Source organism: Bacteroides acidifaciens (assembly GCF_024623065.1).
Lineage (GTDB): Bacteria > Bacteroidota > Bacteroidia > Bacteroidales > Bacteroidaceae > Bacteroides > Bacteroides acidifaciens.
In genome coordinates, this window is the sequence record NZ_JANJZR010000048.1 from 15,110 (window position 1) to 34,112 (window position 19,003).

Annotated in this window: 9 protein-coding genes; 2 read left to right on the forward strand and 7 right to left on the reverse strand. The window is 42.1% G+C overall.

Features of this window, described 5'->3' with window-relative positions:
• Positions 1-90: 90 nt before the first annotated feature.
• The 6 genes from NSB03_RS13555 to NSB03_RS13580 form a co-directional block, all read right to left on the reverse strand.
• Positions 91-1,950 (reverse strand): outer membrane protein assembly factor BamB family protein, encoded by a 1,860-nt coding sequence (locus NSB03_RS13555; protein ID WP_024987628.1) that lies wholly within the window; start codon positions 1,948-1,950, stop codon positions 91-93.
• A gap of 31 nt (positions 1,951-1,981) precedes the next feature.
• Positions 1,982-2,899: an endonuclease/exonuclease/phosphatase family protein gene (locus tag NSB03_RS13560; RefSeq protein ID WP_024987627.1), complete on the reverse strand. Its 918-nt coding sequence runs from the start codon at positions 2,897-2,899 to the stop codon at positions 1,982-1,984.
• A gap of 17 nt (positions 2,900-2,916) precedes the next feature.
• Positions 2,917-4,713: a RagB/SusD family nutrient uptake outer membrane protein gene (locus tag NSB03_RS13565; protein ID WP_024987626.1), complete on the reverse strand. Its 1,797-nt coding sequence runs from the start codon at positions 4,711-4,713 to the stop codon at positions 2,917-2,919.
• A 17-nt stretch (positions 4,714-4,730) separates the two neighbouring features.
• Positions 4,731-8,216 carry a TonB-dependent receptor gene (locus NSB03_RS13570; protein ID WP_257466439.1) on the reverse strand — a complete coding sequence of 1,162 codons (3,486 nt, stop codon included), beginning with the start codon at positions 8,214-8,216 and terminating at the stop codon, positions 4,731-4,733.
• Positions 8,217-8,475: 259 nt separating this feature from the next.
• Positions 8,476-9,498, reverse strand: coding sequence for a FecR family protein (locus NSB03_RS13575; protein WP_024987625.1), 1,023 nt, complete (start codon positions 9,496-9,498; stop codon positions 8,476-8,478).
• Between the two features lie 34 nt (positions 9,499-9,532).
• Positions 9,533-10,135: an RNA polymerase sigma-70 factor gene (locus NSB03_RS13580; protein WP_024987624.1), complete on the reverse strand. Its 603-nt coding sequence runs from the start codon at positions 10,133-10,135 to the stop codon at positions 9,533-9,535.
• A 234-nt stretch (positions 10,136-10,369) separates the two neighbouring features.
• Here NSB03_RS13580 and NSB03_RS13585 point away from each other — a divergent pair, with 234 nt between their 5' ends.
• Complete coding sequence (locus tag NSB03_RS13585; RefSeq protein ID WP_257466440.1) at positions 10,370-14,380, forward strand: hybrid sensor histidine kinase/response regulator transcription factor; 4,011 nt, start codon at positions 10,370-10,372, stop codon at positions 14,378-14,380.
• A gap of 86 nt (positions 14,381-14,466) precedes the next feature.
• Here NSB03_RS13585 and NSB03_RS13590 read toward each other — a convergent pair whose 3' ends face one another.
• Entirely contained in the window at positions 14,467-15,981 is a 1,515-nt protein-coding gene (locus tag NSB03_RS13590; RefSeq protein ID WP_024987623.1) for an SLC13 family permease, read from the reverse strand.
• Between the two features lie 366 nt (positions 15,982-16,347).
• Between NSB03_RS13590 and NSB03_RS13595 the strand changes: the two genes are divergently transcribed.
• A complete protein-coding gene (locus tag NSB03_RS13595; protein ID WP_257466441.1) occupies positions 16,348-18,342 on the forward strand; it encodes a retaining alpha-galactosidase in 1,995 nt (664 codons plus the stop codon).
• Positions 18,343-19,003: the final 661 nt, after the last annotated feature.

The following is a 19,003-nucleotide window of genomic DNA, read 5'->3' on the forward strand; positions in this document are numbered from 1 at the left end:
TGCACAGTCAGTCTTTTCTCATCGAAGCAAGGCAACGCCTGCTCCGACGAGAAAAGAGACATGCTAACTAAAAGTTTATTATACTAAAAACTAATACATATATCCGCTCTTACCCGGATTACCTCCCATCTGCGACCAGGCATTGGCTGCATAGCCTGTCGCTGCTCCTTCAATAGCAAACAAAGTGGGTTTTCCTTCCAGCATACCAGTCACATAGATTGTGCCATCAGCCGATATGGTGGGCGATGATTTCAGTTCGGTTCCAAGCTGGAGTGAAGCGATAGCTCTTCCTGTAACCGGTTCGAGTTTCACCAAAGAACCTTTTTCTGCATCATTATAGTAGATATATCCTTCATTATCTATAGCAGGAACTCCATAAGCAGTGCCCGCTACTTCCGTAGCCCACAAAACGGAACCTGTAGAAGATATGGCAGTAATATATTTGTCAGTAGCTACATACACAACCCCATTTCCATCAACCACCAAGCCATAACCGGTTTGTTTATTTTCCCCTTTCACGGCAGTATACCATTCAGGTGTTGACACTTTACCCTCGGTAGTCTTCTTGGTATCATAGCAATAGACTAATGCTTTCGTCTCATTGGTAGATATGCGGGCTCCTAAATTAAGGCAAAGGATATATGCTTTTCCATCTGCACCAATAGCGATCTGGCTGCCATTAGGCTGGTCATTTGGAGCATAATTCTGCTCATTGGTCGACTTGCTCCAACTATTGCCTTTCGGGAAGAAGATGTGTGTACCATACGACCGTCCGCTACTTTGCCCCGTGTTAACAAGTATCTTGCCATCTTTCAATCCTACACAACCGCCATAACTTCCGGAAGACGTTTTTTCCGAATATTTAAGTACCCCGGATACTTTATCATAAATACGGAAATGTTTTCCATCTGTACTTGGAGCCGAATTCGTCAGGATCATCACATACTGGTCTGTGACAACCGGAGCACCGAAAGGACGCATACTCGATTTTGCGCCAATCGCTGTAAACCACAACTGCGTACCACCGTCTGCACCGCCTTTTACAGCATAGAGACTGGCAGACTTGGATGCATCTGCTCCCGCCTTGGTAGTATTGTCTCCGACAGCTACATACACCGTTCCGTCGGAATCCACCGTAGGAGTCGGGTGTTGATAGTCAGAACCTCGATTCGGTTCATTGTTCTGCCCACAGTCGAATCCCCAAGTCCGTTCACCGAGTTTTGTGAAGCAAACCAGGTTATAATTGCTGGAAGAAACATATACATACTGACCATCTGCGCTTGTTGCCGGAGAAGTGCCGTATACCACTCCCTGTTCATCGTAGGAATGAGACCATAACACGCCAAGACTACCGGCTCCCTTGGCTATATCCATTGTGACAGTCTTCGTGTCTTTCCTTTTTTTATTGTCCGTCACAGTCAGTGATACGTTTATTTTTCCATGCGAACCGAAAGTGATTTTCGGGTTTTCCTCTGTAGAGAGGATAGCACCGAATGTCCATTCTCTTTTGACAATCTCAGACCCTTCCGCTGCTTTCGATTGATCCGTAAAAACAACTTCTTCGCCCGCTACAATTCGTTCGGGCAGCCAGCTGAAGTCTGCCGTAGGACGGACACCGTCATCTATTATTTTAATTGTCTTTTCAAAAACTGATTTCATTGCACCGCGATCCGAAGTGACAGTCAGACGAAAAAGATAGTCTCCACCCTCTTCCACGCTAAATGGTTCGGGAGCAGTCAGTTCGTAGGAAACTTTACCCATAAATTCCCATTTGCAGACTGCAATCTGGGCATTCTCCGCCGTCGACGTGTTTGTCAAGGTAATCAAGTCACCAATCTCATAGGATTCCTTATCTGTAGTGAATCCAGCTTGTACCCATGTCTCTTCATCAGGTGTACACCCAACCAACAGACCGATAACAGCTACCAATACATATATGATTCTTTTCATTGCGTTTCTGTAATTTTAGATGATCGTTTCATTACTTCACGTATTCCAATTTACCGATGATGGGATAATGATCAGAGATATAAGTGATATTCTGATAAACTTTATCTATTGTCTCGAACTTCAAAGCTTTAAAGCCTGTACAAAAGATGTGATCTACAATATAAGGATTGGCGGTACCAAAGCCTGTATAAGAGTATTTCGAGTCTGTGATCGGAGCCGATAAGCGGACATTTGTCATGAATGTTTTAACTCCGTCAAAGATATCACTGTCAATCTGCTTGTTAAAGTCGGCAGTCAGCAACATCGGCAATCCTTCCGGATTGAGTTCGGACATTTTATTCACAATCACTTCCATCGACTTGCCCGGAGCGATGGTAGAGCCTACATCGATATGAGTATTGACGAAGAAGAATTTCTTACCGGAAGCAATGTGCTTGAAAATAGCCCATGTCGCTATACGGGGAACGGTACTGTCCCATCCTAGAGAACCCGGTACATCTGGAGTTTCAGAAAGCCAGAAACAATCCCACTTGATTAGTTCAACAGCCTTTTTCCGATAAAAGATAGGGACAAACTCATCATTGTTGGCATTGTTGGCACGGCGTCCCTTACCGACATATCCATAATCTTTCCAGTTCTCTTCCAGCCACTTCAGTTGTGGCGGCCGCGCTTCCTGCATACCGATCACCGTCGGTTTATGTTCTCCGATCATCGGTATAAAAGCTGCCGTACGGGCTTCCCATGACTTTTCTCCCGTATCGTTGGTATTATAATACCGGATATTGAACGACATGACTTTAATTTGGTTATCATTCAGTGACGGGTCTTCCTCTTTTAATGTTTCCGGGTCTTTATAAAATTCCGAATAATCAGGAGTAGTATTACTGCATCCGCCTAACGCTACAACATAGATAGCAATTACAGGCAATATTTGGTTAAATTTCATCATACTAAATCTTTTATATTTTAATTCCAATTGGCGTTCTGTGATAGTTTATATCCGGCACTCTCATAATCGCGAATCACTTGTGCCGGAACAGGATAAAGATATTGACGGTCGTCATCGTACCAGATGCGGTTTCCCGTACCGGGGTTATATCTCAAATCGTATCCGCCTGCGGCATTTACTGTGGCATAAAGTCCTGTTTCATTCTTTACGTTCACTGTTTTACAGTTTTTATTGGATGATTGCGTTCCGTTATCAGTAAAGTAGCAATCAGGAGTTCCGTCACCATTCAAGTCAATATCCACATTCAATGCGCTGATGTGCATGCCTATCCAAGGTAGTTCCTCTATCAGTTCACCACATTTCCAACGACGCAAATCATTGAACCTCGTTCCTTCAGCTACCAATTCAATGGCACGTTCCCGACGGATTTCCAGTAAAACCGGGTTAATGATATTCGGATAAAATGTCTGCTGCAAATACAAATCAACAGTTGTAGGAAGTTTTTCCGTTCCACCTGTGATTCCGGCACGTCGACGCAGGGTGCCGATAGTAGCGTTCCATTCAGCATCAGTAAGCCCACCCAGTTCAGCTTGTGCTTCGGCATAGTTGAGCAACACCTCAGCATAACGCAACAATGGGATACTGTTGTTGTTCTTTTCATTGTTATCGTATTTTGTATCGTCAAGAGAATACTTAATCACATGATAACCAGTCAGGCAAACTGTCATATCGGCTACTACGGCTTTTCCGTCACGTTTGAAATCCAGTCCGCGGATGGTCTGTGCCAAACGCAGATCACGACTCTTCATTTCTTCTACAAAATTTTTGGTTTCATAGCCTGTTTCGGCAGTGAACGGGGTACCGTCCAATTTCAAGTAAGTATTGACAAACGGACGAACCAGACTCCAGCCTTTGCCGTACGAAAGCGAGTTATACCAGTAATTTTGAGTTCCGTAGATACCCGATGCACTATTGGCACATACCGCCAGAATTACTTCGGAGGTGATGGGCGCTTCCAGATAGAACAAATCACGGTAGGCTCCTTTGGTGCCTGTTGCCGTATTCAGCGAAAGTCCGCTGTTGTCCATTACCAGCTTGGCTGCACTGGCAGCATGGCGGTAAAGTTCTTCCGGAGTGATTTCCAAACCTGTCAGTTTGTGATAACGGCGATAGGCGGCTTCGAACAGGCACACACGTGATTTAAGCGCTGCTGCAGCCCATTTGGTGAGTGTGGAGCTATTAACAGAAGAAGTTGCCTGAATATGTTCATAAGCAAAATCGAGATCTTCGATCATATTCTTGATGATGACGTCCCGGCTATCACGCTCTTTATACATGACATCGTATTGGTAAGACTGGATTTCACTGCCAAACCAGGGAACTTCGCCATATTGAGTCAACTTGTCATAATAAAACCAGGCGCGGAACCAACGGGCGATACCCAAGTAATTATCGCGGGTAGCTGCATCCACCGTACACTCCTTTGAGTAGCACCCGTCGATAAAATAGTTGATGTTCCGCAGGGTTCCCCATGACCAGCTGGTAGCTGTTTCCGAATTGTACGCGTTTTGCTGAATAAACACATTCGTCTGCCGGACAGCGGCAATATCGCACATCTCATCCTGCTGATAGCCCGTAGAAAGTGTAGGCAATGCCCGATAAAAGGAATAGGCATAAAGGCGCAATCCGGACTCGCTGCCGAAAACCATAGATTTGTCAGCTTCTACCTGCATCGTCTCCGTCAAATCGCAACTTCCTAGCAACACCGTTGCACACAGAAGCAGGATATTACGTATAGTACTTAATCTTTTCATATCTTCTTTGTTTCTATTTAGTAAGTAATAGAGATTCCTAAACTTAGATTCCGCATCGTCGGATAGTTGAAACCGTCTCCTTTATTACCGGAAGTCAGGTCATTATCCGAACCTTTTGTTATCACTGCCACATCGTAATCTTTCGTGTGACGGTAGAGTGGAGACCACGACCATAAGTTCTCGCCCGAGAAATAGACAGATACTTTAGAAAACCCGGCTTTTGCTATCCATTTCTTTGGCAAATTGTAGCCAAACTGCAAATTTTTGAGCCGGAAGTAAGATACATCCTGCAAGTAGCGTGTATTGGCCGTGCCTTTATATAAAGGATTGTAATAACCCGAATAACGCGGCAGATAAGCATCAGGGCGGTCTTTGGTCCAATAGTTATTCAAGTGCCACACCGGGACTTGGTTATAAGGACGGTTATACTGTCCCCAGAAAGAACTCTCACCACTGGGATACCAGTCTTGTTTTCCTACACCGTCGAACATGGCTGACAGAAAGAAGTTATTCCAGTCGGCACTAAATGAGAGGGTATAGATGTAGCGCGGTTCGGAATTTCCTATGATTTTCCGGTCGCCCGGTGAGTCTACTGTGTTAGCTCCGTTATCAATAGTACCTGTATTGTTCAAGTCTTCGAAGCGCATATCACCGGGATAAGTAATGTAATTGATAGATGTCTGCATCAGGTTGTTTTTGTAGCCTTTTCCGTCAAAAGCCGCATCGATTTCATCTTGCGACTGGAACAGTCCGTTACAAACAAATCCCCAAATCTCACCGATACGCTGACCTATATAATAATCATCCAAGTCACGTTTCGGGTTATTATATTTGTCTATCACTGAATGATAATCGGCAAGTGTTGCTTTGATGCCGAAGCTAAACGGCTTGCCTGCCAAACGGAACGAGTCGTTATATCCCAAAGAAATCTCGTAACCATAGGTACTCATATCAGCATAGTTCCCTTTGGGTGATGATGTACCGAATGTATCGGGAAGTGTCGGTCCCACCGTATACATATTAACAGTCTTACGTACGTAATAATCGGCGGACAACGTAATTTTGTTGTTCCAGAATCCCAAATCGATACCGCCATCAATGGTTCGTGAGGTTTCCCAGCCAATATTGTCAGGAATTTGGGCAGGATTGAGCGTGTAGCGTAACTGTGCCTTACCGTCGAGATAACGGCCTTCGCTTGATGAGCCGGTAGTAGAATAAGTCTTTAATGAGAACTTTTCCAGATAAGAATATGGCTTCACATTACTATTACCCAGTGCGCCATAAGAGACACGCAACTTTCCATTGGAGATAATAGTCGGATTTACTTTCCAGAACTTCTCTTCCGAGAAACGCCATGCTGCCGAAGCTGAAGGAAAAAATCCCCATTGTGAATTGTTAGGGAACTTCGAAGAACCGTCATAACGCCCGTTCACCTCAAATAGATAACGGTTATCATAAGAGTAATTCAACCGGAAGAATGCCCCAGCATATCGCCAACGATTACCGTCACTCTTAATGGACATATTATCTCCCATAGCAAAGTTGATATTTTCCACATCAGGCATCAACAAACCATTCCGCTCTGAAGAGATTGCCTTGTAGTCCTGTTGTTCGTAGTTATATCCCGCCAAAGCTTTCAGATAATGTTTTCCGGCAAATGTATTTTCATATTCGGCATATACATTGGTGGATATATAGGTGGTCTGTTGCACTTTCTCCAACATCTTATCATCCGTTTCCGGTACTCCGAGATATTTAATCACCCCTTCGTAATCGCTATATGGAACAACGGTCGTTTTCTTGTCTTCTATAAAATCTTTCGTACGGAAAGAGAAGTCTCCGGTGAAACGTAATTTGTTGTCCAACATGATTATATTCAAGGTCGTCGTATTTTTCAGCGTCTTCGTTGTACGCTTTATCCAGTTGTTACCTGTTACCAGTCCACCGACGGAACGTGCTCCGGAGTGTGTCAAGGTGCCGTCCGGATTGAAGATTGGTTCGGACGGATGCCCTTCCATATTGATGGCTTTCCAAACCAGACCTTCATTCTGTTCTACATACCCCAATGGTTGCGTATATTTATCATGAGTATAGTCTATGTTATTAGAAATTTTCAGCCAGTCGAACACCTGTGCACTGATTTTGGTACGCATATTCATAGTGCGGTAGGTATCCGAGTTATAATTGAACAGACCGTCATAATCATATAAACGCGCGGAAGTGTAATAACTGATTTTTCCGTTCGAACCGCTAATGGATACATTATGCGACTGTGCAAACGTATGATCTTTGTAAAGCGCATCATAGTAATCTTCATTCCCGTAGTAAGTGTACTTTCCATCAGCTCCAACAGCTGCCTGCAATGTGTTTCCAGCCAACTTTCGCTGCCGGAAAGTCTCCAGCCATTCTTTTGAGAAAGGTTGTGATTTATTAATGCTGGTAGGCTCTATCCCGCGGTAATTGTATTCCGCCTCGCGAAACAGATAAGCCCAGACATAACCGTCATCAACGACATCCGGCACAGCATACGGAGTTTCATAGGAGAAGTTCCCTGTATAATTGACCGTAAATTTATCTTTTTGTTTTGACGGATCTTTTGTTGTAATCAGGACAACCCCATACGGAGCACGTGAACCGTAGATGGCTGCCGAAGCCGCATCTTTCAATACGGACACGCTTTCTATATCATTCGGATTCAACATGGCAGGATCACCTTCTACACCGTCTATCAATACCAGCGCACTACCGCCCGCTCCGATAGACGTTACACCACGGATATTATACGAAGCCGATTGATTGGGCTTACCGTCGACTAACGAAATATTCAGATTGGGTACAGCGCCTTGCAACATCTGTGTGACATTAGCCACCGGACGATTTTCAAATACATCCGATGATACATTTTCTACCGCCCCTGTCAAGTTTATCTTTTTTTGGGTACTGAATCCGACCACCACTACTTCGTCCAACGTCTGTGTATCATCTTTCAGCACAACTGTCAGATAGTTCTTGTTTTTCACACTCACTTCTTGCGTCAGAAACCCCAAATAGGATATTTGTACAACCCCCTCTTCACTAACTGTCAACTGAAACTTACCGTCCATATCGGAGATTGTACCCGCCATGCCATTCTTCTCTTTTATATTGGCTCCGATGACAGGAACGCCCGCCATATCCTTCACTATCCCGCTAATAGTGTATTTCCTGGAGGATTGTTGTACAGACTGACCGCTTTTCTTTTTGATGATAATATCTTTCCCTTGGATAGTGTAGCTAACATTTTGTCCTGCCAGGACCTGTTCTACCACCTTTTCAATAGGTAAATCTTTAGCTAGCACCGTCACAATCTTTTTGGTATTCAGATCGCTTGCCGCAAATGTAAATGAATATCCATTCTGCTTCTGTATGGTTTCAATGGCCTGTTTTACTGTCACGTTTTTCAACTGCATACTGATATGCTGCGCAAATGAACTCAGATGAAGACATAGCATGAGCAGGACCATGAAAAAAACTTTTTTCTTAGTTTTCATAAGTCAATGAATAAATAATTGATAAATAGGATGAGAAGTTTAGGATTTTATTTATATTTGCCTAAGCTTTCATCAATAAAGTCACTGTGGCTTTTAAGACAGAAAGTCAAAAGGGGTCAGGGGTTGGAAAGGAACCTGACCTTTTTTTATTTCTATCAGGGAGAGTAAAATCATGTTTTTTCAAAGTTGCTTTTCATATTCTTTTAAGTTTTAAAAGGTTTAACATTCTGTTTCATTCAGGAAGTGTGATCACAATATTTTTTCCTTCAATGGTATAAGTCATTTTATCGGTAGATGATAGTACATCCATAATTTCCCGGATACTCTGTTCCTTTCTGCGGAAGTTACCATAGAAACGGACGGAGTTTAGCGCAGCGTCTGCAATAGTGATTTTTATATTATAGCTTCTTTCCAGTTCCTTCACAATATCGGGGAGCAACGCTTCGTCGAAATAGAGACGGTCGTTTGTCCATTCGGCACTGTAAGCAGCTTTTGTACTTGAAATCAATAAATTTCCGGTCTTTTTATCTAATAGGGCTTGCTGGTCCGGGTGAAGTATCGTTTCCTTTTGTTGGGTGCTGAGAGCTACTTTACCTTCGAGCAAACAAACTTTCGCTTCCAGAGCGTCCTGATAATTTCTGAAATTGAATTTGGTTCCTAATACCTTTACGTCCAGTTCATCAGTATGTACTTTAAAAGGAATATGTTTATTCTTAGTTACTTCAAAATAAGCTTCTCCGGTAAGATTCAGTGCCCGTTCGTTGATGCCGAAGTCTTGTGCATAACTCATCTTAGAACCCGCATTCAGCCAGACCAGCGTTCCGTCCGGAAGGTATAGTTTGGTTTTTGAACCGTATGGAGCTTCAATTGTAATCTGTGCCAACTGATTCCGGAGTACTCTCTTTCCACTCTGAAAGGCAATCGTTCCGCAAATAAAGACAACGATAATCATCGCGGCAGCATACATCCACGGGCGAAGTTGGAAAAACTTGTGTTTATTGATATTTTGGCGGGTAGTAGCTTCGGTTTGTTTCAAGAATAGTTGATAGGCTCTTTCTTTGTTAAAGACTATATTGTCTGCTTCATCCGAAGCGGCTATCCATACTTCCTGCATATCGGAAAAATATTTTCTGTTTTCTTCCGAAGCATTCAGCCATTCCTGTAATGATTGCATTTCTTCCGGTGTCAGGCTATTTGTCAGATATCCGGTAATCCAATCGTTGACAGTGTCTGTATGTAGTGATTGTTCATTCATAAATAATGATTGCCTTTATATATATTACAGTTTTTTAGAATAAGAGGGTAGGGTAAAAAGCGAGAAAAATGCATAAAAAAGTTCCAAGTTCTCTTTTAAGTATTACTAATGCGCTCTTTATGTGATATTTAACCGTATTGACGGAAATGCCGAGTTTCTGGGAAATTTCTTCGTAACTCATTTCTTGGAAGCGGCTCATCGTAAATACCTGCTTGCAGACAGGGGGAAGTTTTTGAATCGCTTCTTGAATTTTATCTTCCAATTCCTTTTTTAATAATGTACCCAAAGGTTGTTGATTGTCCGGAATGATATTTTGCAGTTGGATTCCTGCCTGTTCCATAGCAGAAAAGCGGATTTCCACTTCTTGTTGTTTGAGGGCCAGATAATTCAGGCATTTGTTGCGTACAGCTATAATTAAGTAATTACGTAGGGGAGGTATAAGTTCCAGATTCTCCCTAATCTCCCATAAGTGAAAAATAACATCACTGACTATACTTTCTGCTTGCGCTTTGTCCTTCAGCATATAATAACTAAGTTTGCAGAGAGCAACATAATGATAGTCATACAAGTACTTGTATGCATCATTGTCTCCTGCTTTCAGCTTTTTTATTATGATTTTTTCATCAACTGGATTCATGGTGTGCTTTTTCATCCCTGCAATATTCGGATAATATATTGAAAGATGCAAATTAATTGGCGGAAAAATACTCTCTCTCCATTTTCATTTATGATATATTCTTTCACAAACTAAGAACAGGAGATATGAAAAAATAATCTTGGTTACTGATTGAAAATTGAATACATTTATGTCTTGTGTTTTAATTAATTTTTTCATATTTTTGCAGGGTATTTTTGAATATTTGTGAAAGACATGAGTAGTTTTGAAAAAATGAGAAGATGTTTATTATTTGTGCTTCTTTTCATAAGTAGTACTGTAAGCAAAGGGCAAATTTATAAGTACATAGGATTGGAAGACGGTTTGAATAATCAGAAAATATACCATATTCAAAAAGACCAACGAGGGTATATGTGGTTTCTGACTCAGGAAGGAATAGACCGTTATGATGGCAAACATATCAAGCATTACAACTTTTCGGACGACAGAATGAAGCTGGATTCACGGATTGCCTTAAACTGGCTTTACATGGATAGCGGAAATGTATTATGGGTAATCGGTCAGAAAGGGCGTATTTTCAGATATGATTCACAACATGATAAATTCGAACTGGTTTATGTGCACCCGGAGCTGATCAGAAATAAGTCGCAGGCATTTCTGAATTACGGTTATTTGGACAAGAATGACTGTATATGGCTGTGCTGTAAAGACAGTATCACCTGGTATAATATCCATACTGGAAAGCCCTTGTATATATCGGCGTCGGTTATTGGTGAAATAACTGCCATTGAACAGGCGGATGGCAATCATTTTTTTATCGGTACGGGAAGTGGTCTGTTTCGTGCCAGGATAGAAGAGGGAGAATTGAAGCTGGTTTCTGACGAAGCGCTGGAAAGTATCGATACACCAGTACATGAACTCTATTACCATGCCGTTTCAAACCAACTCTTTGTGGGAACTTATAAGGAGGGAATACTTATGTATGATATGGGCGGTACAGGAGAAATCATCTCCTTTCAGTCACCCAATAATGTGGAAGTCAATCAGATTGTAGCTTTGAACGCTCACGAGCTTCTGGTAGCTACAGGCGGAAAAGGTGTATATAAGCTGGATGTGAATACCTGCATGAGCGAACCCTATATAACCGCCGATTATAGTAGTTATAACGGGATGAACGGAAACAATATCAATGACATCTATGTGGATGAAGAAGAACGTATTTGGCTTGCCAATTATCCTACCGGCATTACCGTTCGTAACAATCGTTATAGGAGTTACGACTTGATAAGGCATTCTCTCGGTAACAACCGCTCATTGGTGAACGACCAGGTTCATGACGTGATGGAAGACAGTGACGGTGACCTTTGGTTTGCAACTAGTAACGGTATCAGTCTTTATCAGACTGCGACAAAAAAATGGCGTTCTTTCTTTAGCTCTTTTGATCCGGTGCCGGATGATGAAAATCACATTTTTTTAGCACTGTGTGAAGTCTCACCCGGTGTGATATGGGTTGGTGGTTTTACATCGGGCATTTATAAGATAGAGAAGAATAAAGGTTTTAAGATAAGCTATCTTTCTCCTGCTGCTATTGCGGGAGTACGTCCGGACCAATATATTTTTGACATAAAAAAAGACTCGGCAGGTAATATTTGGTCCGGTGGGTATTATCATTTGAAACGAATCAATCTTGAGACTAAAGATGTGCGCTTATATCCGGGAGTAAGTTCTATCACCACCATTCTGGAGAAAGACTTCCGGCAGATGTGGATTGGTACGCGAATGGGGCTCTATCTGCTTGACAAACAATCCGGAGTTTACCAGTATATCGACTTGCCCGTTGAATCTCTCTATATATGCGCATTATACCAAAGAGAAGATGGAATCCTGTATATCGGTACCCGTGGAGCCGGACTTCTTGTTTATGACATTAATAAGAAAAAATTTATTCATCAATACCGAAGTGACAATTGTGCACTGCTCTCCGACAATATTTATACAATTCTTCCGCGTCAGGACGGGAGTCTCCTAATGGGTACAGAGAATGGTATAACGATTTATTCACCAGAGGGACACTTTTTTCGCAACTGGACACGGGAACAGGGATTGATGAGTGTCAATTTTAATGCGGGCTCTGCTACGGTCTATAACAAAAGCGCGCTTGTTTTTGGAGGCAATGACGGTGCAGTGAAGTTTCCGACAGATATAGAGATACCGGAACCGCATTATTCACGCTTGTTACTGCGCGATTTTATGATAGCCTATCATCCTGTTTATCCGGGTGATGAAGGTTCTCCTTTGGAAAAAGATATTGATGAAACTGACCGGCTGGAACTGGCCTACGGGCAAAATACGTTTTCTCTTGATGTAGTTTCCATTAATTATGATTATCCTTCCAACATCCTTTTTTCATGGAAAATCGACGGTTATCATAAAGAGTGGAGCCGCCCGAGTCAGGATAACCGGATTCTTGTCAGAAATCTGCCTCCCGGCAACTATACGTTACAAATCCGTGCCGTATCTAATGAAGAGAAATATAAGACCTACGAGACAAGGAACATTCAGATTGTTATAACGCCTCCTGTATGGGCCAGTGTGTGGGCGATGGTGGGATATGCAATTTTATTGGTGCTGGTTATGGGGGGTATATTCCGTGTCATCATGCTGCACAAACAAAAGAAAGTGTCGGATGAGAAAACACGTTTTTTTATCAATACGGCACACGACATACGCACACCGCTTACATTGATAAAGGCGCCATTGGAGGAAGTTGTAGAAAATTGCATGGTGGCTGAACGGGCCATACCCCATATGAATATGGCTCTTAAAAATGTGAATACATTACTTCAGTTAACGACTAACCTGATAAATTTTGAAAGGATAGATGTTTATTCTTCTACTCTTTACGTTTCCGAGTATGAACTGAATACTTATATGAATGATGTTTGTGCCACTTTCCGCAAATATGCCGAAATGAAACATGTCAGGTTTGTTTATGAAAGCAATTTTGACTATTTGAATGTATGGTTTGATAGTGACAAGATGGGGTCCATTTTAAAGAATATCTTGTCTAATGCATTGAAATATACACCCGAGGACGGCAGTGTATGTATTTATGCTTGTGAGGAAGGAAATACATGGAGTATCGAGGTGAAGGATACCGGAATCGGTATTCCCTCGGGTGAACAGAAGAAATTGTTCAGAAACTGTTTTCGAGGTAGTAATGTCGTCAATCTGAAAGTGACAGGTAGCGGAATCGGGTTGATGCTGGTATACAAGTTGGTCAAGCTACATAAAGGCAAGATTCAGATTCAGAGTGCCGAACGTCAGGGCACATGTGTACGGATTACTTTCCCGAAAGGAAATGCTCATCTCCATAAAGCAAAATTTATTTCTCCCAAAGTACCGGATGAACGTCCGGAGGCTATCATACCTAGGGGGACTTCAGCTTTGCCGGCTATGGAGACATCCCGGATAAACAGTTCCTTACAGCGCATCCTGATAGTGGAAGATAATGATGATTTGCGCAATTATCTTGTGGATATGCTTAGTACGAGTTATAATATTCAGTCCTGTCCGAATGGAAAAGATGCACTTGTTATTATACGTGAATTTAACCCCGAACTTGTTATATCCGATATAATGATGCCTGAGATGAGTGGAGACGAACTTTGCGCTACTATAAAGGGAGAACTTGAGATGTCTCATATTCCGGTTATTTTGCTGACTGCACTGGGGGATGAGAAGCATATGCTTGAAGGACTGGAAATCGGGGCGGATGCTTATATCATCAAACCTTTCAGTGTGGGGATACTCAAGGCAACGATTAAGAACATACTTACAAATCGTACTTTGCTCCGTCAAGTTTATAATAGCATTCAAGATGAAGAACAGGATTTTCCGGTCAATTGCACTAATACTCTGGACTGGAAATTTATAGCTTCTGTCAAGGAATGTATAGAGAGGAATATGGGAGATTCGGACTTTAATGTGGAAATGCTCAGTAGCCAGCATCATATGAGTCGTACGAGCTTTTTCAACAAACTCAAGGCGTTGACCGGTTATGCTCCGGCCGATTATATCCGGATGATACGTTTGCAACATGCTGCACAGTTGTTGAAGCAAGATGAATATACGATAACCGAGATTGCTGATATGGTCGGATTCTCGGATGCAAAATATTTCCGTGAAGTATTTAAAAAGTATTATGGTGTAAGTCCGAGCAAGTATGCGGAATCGGATAGGATACACTCCCAACTTTCAGAATAAGACTGATTAACAAAAAAAGCCCTGTAAGAATAACAGATTCTCACAGGGCTTGATTTTATAGCTTCTTCTTAGTAGAAGAAGATTGTTTATAATAAGTTGTTAGAGCCAAGGATAATCAACATGGTATATCCCAATATCAGTCCGATGATTCCCATAATGATGCCGACTTTCTCCATATCCTTTTGTTGAATCATGCCCGTGGCATGTGCCAGTGCGTTGGGAGGAGTACTGATAGGTAATATCATTGCTAATGATGAACCGATTGCCACTCCGATCAATAAAGTCTCTACTCCACCTAAGGAAGATAGGTTCTCACGCATACTGCTTCCTGCAATGGCAAGAATGGGAACGAGCAATGCGGCCGTAGCTGTATGTGAGATGAAATTAGCCATAGCATAACAAATAAGTCCGGAGCCGACAATCATTAATACAGGAGGCCATGTGTTGAATGGGATAGCTTCAATCATATGTTTGGCAAGTCCTGTCTCCTGTAAGGCGACACCCAGAGCAAAGCCGCCAGCTACCATCCAGAGTACACTCCAACTGATTTCTTCCAGGTCGCGTTTGGTGATAACTCCCGTTACACAGAACACTGCTACAGGAATCATTGCCACTACATTGGAATTTACTCCCGTTACTTTGTCGAACATCCATAGTACGACTGTAATGGCAAAAGTGATATATACCACTATAGAACGCCAGTCTTTCTTAGCCTCCCCTTCGATTTTCAGTTCGATAGTCTTTTGTTTGAAAGGGAACATCCGTAAGAGGATAAACCATGCGATAAATAATACTATAATGGTGTAAGGCATCATAAAACTCATCCATTCTCCGAAACCGATATTCAGGTTCAGTCCCTCCGGATCATTCAGGTATTTTAGTGCAATGGCGTTAGGGGGTGTGCCGATGGGAGTTCCCATGCCTCCTACATTGGCAGCTACAGGGATGGCCATGGCAAGACCGATTTTTCCTTTACCGTCTGCCGGCAGAGCTTTTAATACAGGAGTGAGAAAGGTAAGCATCATGGCAGCTGTAGCCGTGTTGCTGAGGAACATTGAAAATGCGGCCGTAACAAGGATGAACCCTAATAATACATAACGTGATTGTGTCCCGAACGGGCGTAACATGACGCGTGCCAACAATACGTCCAATCCGCTTTTGGTTGCTGCGATGGCAAGTATGAACCCACCAATAAATAACATAATGATTGGATCGGCAAAGCAATGCATAATGGATTTGTATTTGACCGTCTGTCCCAAGTCTGCTACCGGAATCCCTTGTGTGAAAAACCACAAACTGCTGTCCGATACGGTAAGTAGCAGTAAGACGACAATAAGTACGGAAGTGGTCCATGCAGGGACAGCCTCGAATACCCACATCAGTGTGGCAAAAATAAAGATAGAAATAAGTCTTTGTTCTATAACAGTCAACCCTTCTATACCAAATGTGTCAATAGGGAGGAGCCATAAAATAAGGGAAAGGGTAATAGCTACGGTTAGCTTTATACATCTGGCCACTGTCTGATTTTTTGCCAACCGTTTGGCTTTCTTTAAGTCCTGATAAGCTTCCACCAGATGGAAGCCGTGAAAAATCTTGTACATGATACTAGTTTAAGATAAAATTTTAAAAACGGTGCAAAAATAACTTTTTATTCTATATTTCGTAAGTGAGTGAGAGAAGTTTTTAATAATTCTTTTTGGTTGTGATGTCCTTGAAGATATTAATATGGATATTAGGTAGTCTGTCTCTTATCATAATTACGATAACGAGGCACGGCATGGCGAATGTATAAAATTTCTGAAGATGCTTAACCGTCTGTTGGTCTGTACCCAATCCCTGACAGGAAAAAGATAGAATTACGTATTCTTTTTTATCTCTGTTTTTTAGTTTTTATATAGGTTACTATACTATATTATTTTATTTTTGCATCATTCTTTTATAATTTGATAACTACTATAATTAAAACCATGAAAAAACTGAAGATTTTATTATTCTTGTGTGTTGTCGCATGTACGCTTACGGTACAAGCGCAAAAACAATTTACTTTGAACTCTCCGGATGGAAAACTCCAAACGACGATTACCGTAGGTGACAAGTTGACTTATGAAATCTGCTGTAACGGACGGCAGATTCTTGCTCCTTCTTCAATTTCGATGACATTGGATAACGGAGAAGTCTGGGGAGAGAAAGCAAAGTTGTCCGGCACTTCCGGGAAAAAAGTAGATCAGATGATTCCTTCTCCTTTCTATCGTGCCAGTGAATTAAGAGACCACTATAATGAACTGACTCTTCGGTTTAAAAAAGACTGGAATGTAGAGTTCCGTGCCTACAATGATGGTATTGCTTACCGTTTCGTCAACCGCTCAAAGAAACCTTTCAAAGTGGTTGATGAAGAGGTGGACTATCGTTTTCCATCCGATATGGTAGCTTCTGTACCTTATGTAAAAACAGGAAAGGACGGTGATTATGACTCTCAATATTTCAATTCCTTCGAAAATACTTATACTACCGATCCATTATCGAAGCTGAATAAAAAACGTTTGATGTTTTTGCCATTAGTCGTAGATGCCGGCGAAGGCGTTAAGATTTGTATCACAGAATCCGATTTGGAGAATTATCCCGGTCTCTATTTGTCTGCTGCTGAAGGAGACAACCGATTGACGGGACGTTTCGCTCCATACCCCAAGAAGATGGTGCAAGGCGGACACAATCGGCTTCAGATGTTGGTGAAAGAGCATGAAGCTTACATTGCCAAAGTAGATAAACCCCGGAATTTCCCGTGGCGCATGAGCATTGTTACCACTTCCGATAAGGATTTGGCAGCAAGCAACTTGAGTTATTTATTGGCTGCCCCTTCCCGTCTGACGGATCTTTCATGGATCAAACCCGGCAAAGTAGCATGGGACTGGTGGAATGACTGGAATTTGGATGGCGTTGATTTTGTGACCGGAGTCAATAATCCGACTTATAAAGCTTACATTGATTTTGCTTCTGCAAACGGCATTGAGTATGTGATACTTGACGAAGGTTGGGCGGTAAATCTGCAAGCGGATTTGATGCAAGTGGTGAAAGAGATTAATCTGAAAGAATTGGTAGACTATGCAGCCACCAAAAATGTAGGCATCATTCTTTGGGCTGGTTATTATGCTTTCGAACGTGATATGGAGAACGTTTGCCGTTATTATGCCGACATGGGAGTAAAAGGTTTTAAGGTCGACTTTATGGATCGTGACGATCAGCTTATGACTGCGTTCAATTATCGGGCTGCCGCAATGTGTGCTAAATACAAACTGATCCTCGACTTGCACGGAACGCACAAACCAGCCGGTTTGAATCGTACCTATCCGAATGTGTTGAACTTTGAAGGTGTCCATGGTCTGGAACAGATGAAATGGAGTCCGGCTTCAGTGGATCAGGTGAAGTATGACGTGATGATTCCTTTCATTCGTCAGGTATCCGGTCCGATGGACTACACTCAAGGAGCGATGCGGAATGCTTCGAAAGGTAATTATTACCCTTGCAATACTGAACCGATGAGCCAGGGAACCCGTTGCCGGCAACTTGCTCTGTATGTTGTATTCGAATCTCCTTTCAATATGTTGTGTGATACGCCGAGCAACTATATGCGCGAACCGGAATCAACAGGATTTATTGCTGATGTTCCGACAGTGTGGGATGAAAGTATCGTGCTTGATGGTAAGATGGGAGAGTATATCGTGACAGCACGCCGGAGTGGAAATGTCTGGTATATAGGTGGAATTACCAATTGGACGGCACGTGACATCGAAGTGGATTGCTCTTTCCTGGGTGATAAGACGTATGACGCTACATTGTTTAAAGATGGAGCAAATGCTCACCGGATCGGGCGTGATTATAAATGTGAATCCATCCGGATAAAGAATGACAGTAAGTTGAAGATTCATTTGGCACCCGGAGGTGGTTTTGCTTTGAAGATTAAGTAAACAACCACTTTGCACGCTACATTGTCTATGTCTATTAAATCTTGAAAATAGATTGGACATATCTGTAATAGGTTGGATAAGAATGCGTCCCGAACCTTTATAAACGAAGAATACCCCTCACTACAACTGTTTGTGGTGAGGGGTATTACATTAAAAAGAGAGTTTTAGCACATTCGGCACATTTTTTGTTTCTTCTTCCAATTTGGTGTTAAGTTTTTCTCCGCTCATTTAGTAAATTCAGCCAGTGCCTATATTTGCTTACTTTCGTAATTCTCCCCTAAATTCATTTTTCTTAATCCTCCCACAGGAATTATTTCCCTTTTTTGCCCTCATGCTCTCATATTTTGTCTCCATCCCTTTATTCATGGTGCTTTCCGCTGTTAGAGTAAGTGTGATAGCATAGTGAGGGCAGACGTTTGCTCTCACTCTCCGAACTCCCCATTTTTTGATTCAATCCATTGATTGATAATGATATATGTTGTTTTTGCACCTCTGCAAGCACTCCTCTGTTTTTAGGGCATTTCGCGTTTTTTTTATCGCTTGAATGCCTGATATATGCCTCAATTGCCGGCTTTTGCCAAGTATAGTTATATCGTATCCGCCCTCTTCCTTTTGCTTGTTTCCATATACAGTGTATCAGTCCCACATATTGTGGGAAAAG

Coding starts and splice junctions, on each gene's coding strand:
- NSB03_RS13555 (WP_024987628.1), bottom strand. CDS start 1,950: ATGAAAAGAATCATATATGTATTGGTAGCTGTTATCGGTCTGTTGGTT.
- NSB03_RS13560 (WP_024987627.1), bottom strand. CDS start 2,899: ATGATGAAATTTAACCAAATATTGCCTGTAATTGCTATCTATGTTGTA.
- NSB03_RS13565 (WP_024987626.1), bottom strand. CDS start 4,713: ATGAAAAGATTAAGTACTATACGTAATATCCTGCTTCTGTGTGCAACG.
- NSB03_RS13570 (WP_257466439.1), bottom strand. CDS start 8,216: ATGGTCCTGCTCATGCTATGTCTTCATCTGAGTTCATTTGCGCAGCAT.
- NSB03_RS13575 (WP_024987625.1), bottom strand. CDS start 9,498: ATGAATGAACAATCACTACATACAGACACTGTCAACGATTGGATTACC.
- NSB03_RS13580 (WP_024987624.1), bottom strand. CDS start 10,135: ATGAATCCAGTTGATGAAAAAATCATAATAAAAAAGCTGAAAGCAGGA.
- NSB03_RS13585 (WP_257466440.1), top strand. CDS start 10,370: ATGAGTAGTTTTGAAAAAATGAGAAGATGTTTATTATTTGTGCTTCTT.
- NSB03_RS13590 (WP_024987623.1), bottom strand. CDS start 15,981: ATGTACAAGATTTTTCACGGCTTCCATCTGGTGGAAGCTTATCAGGAC.
- NSB03_RS13595 (WP_257466441.1), top strand. CDS start 16,348: ATGAAAAAACTGAAGATTTTATTATTCTTGTGTGTTGTCGCATGTACG.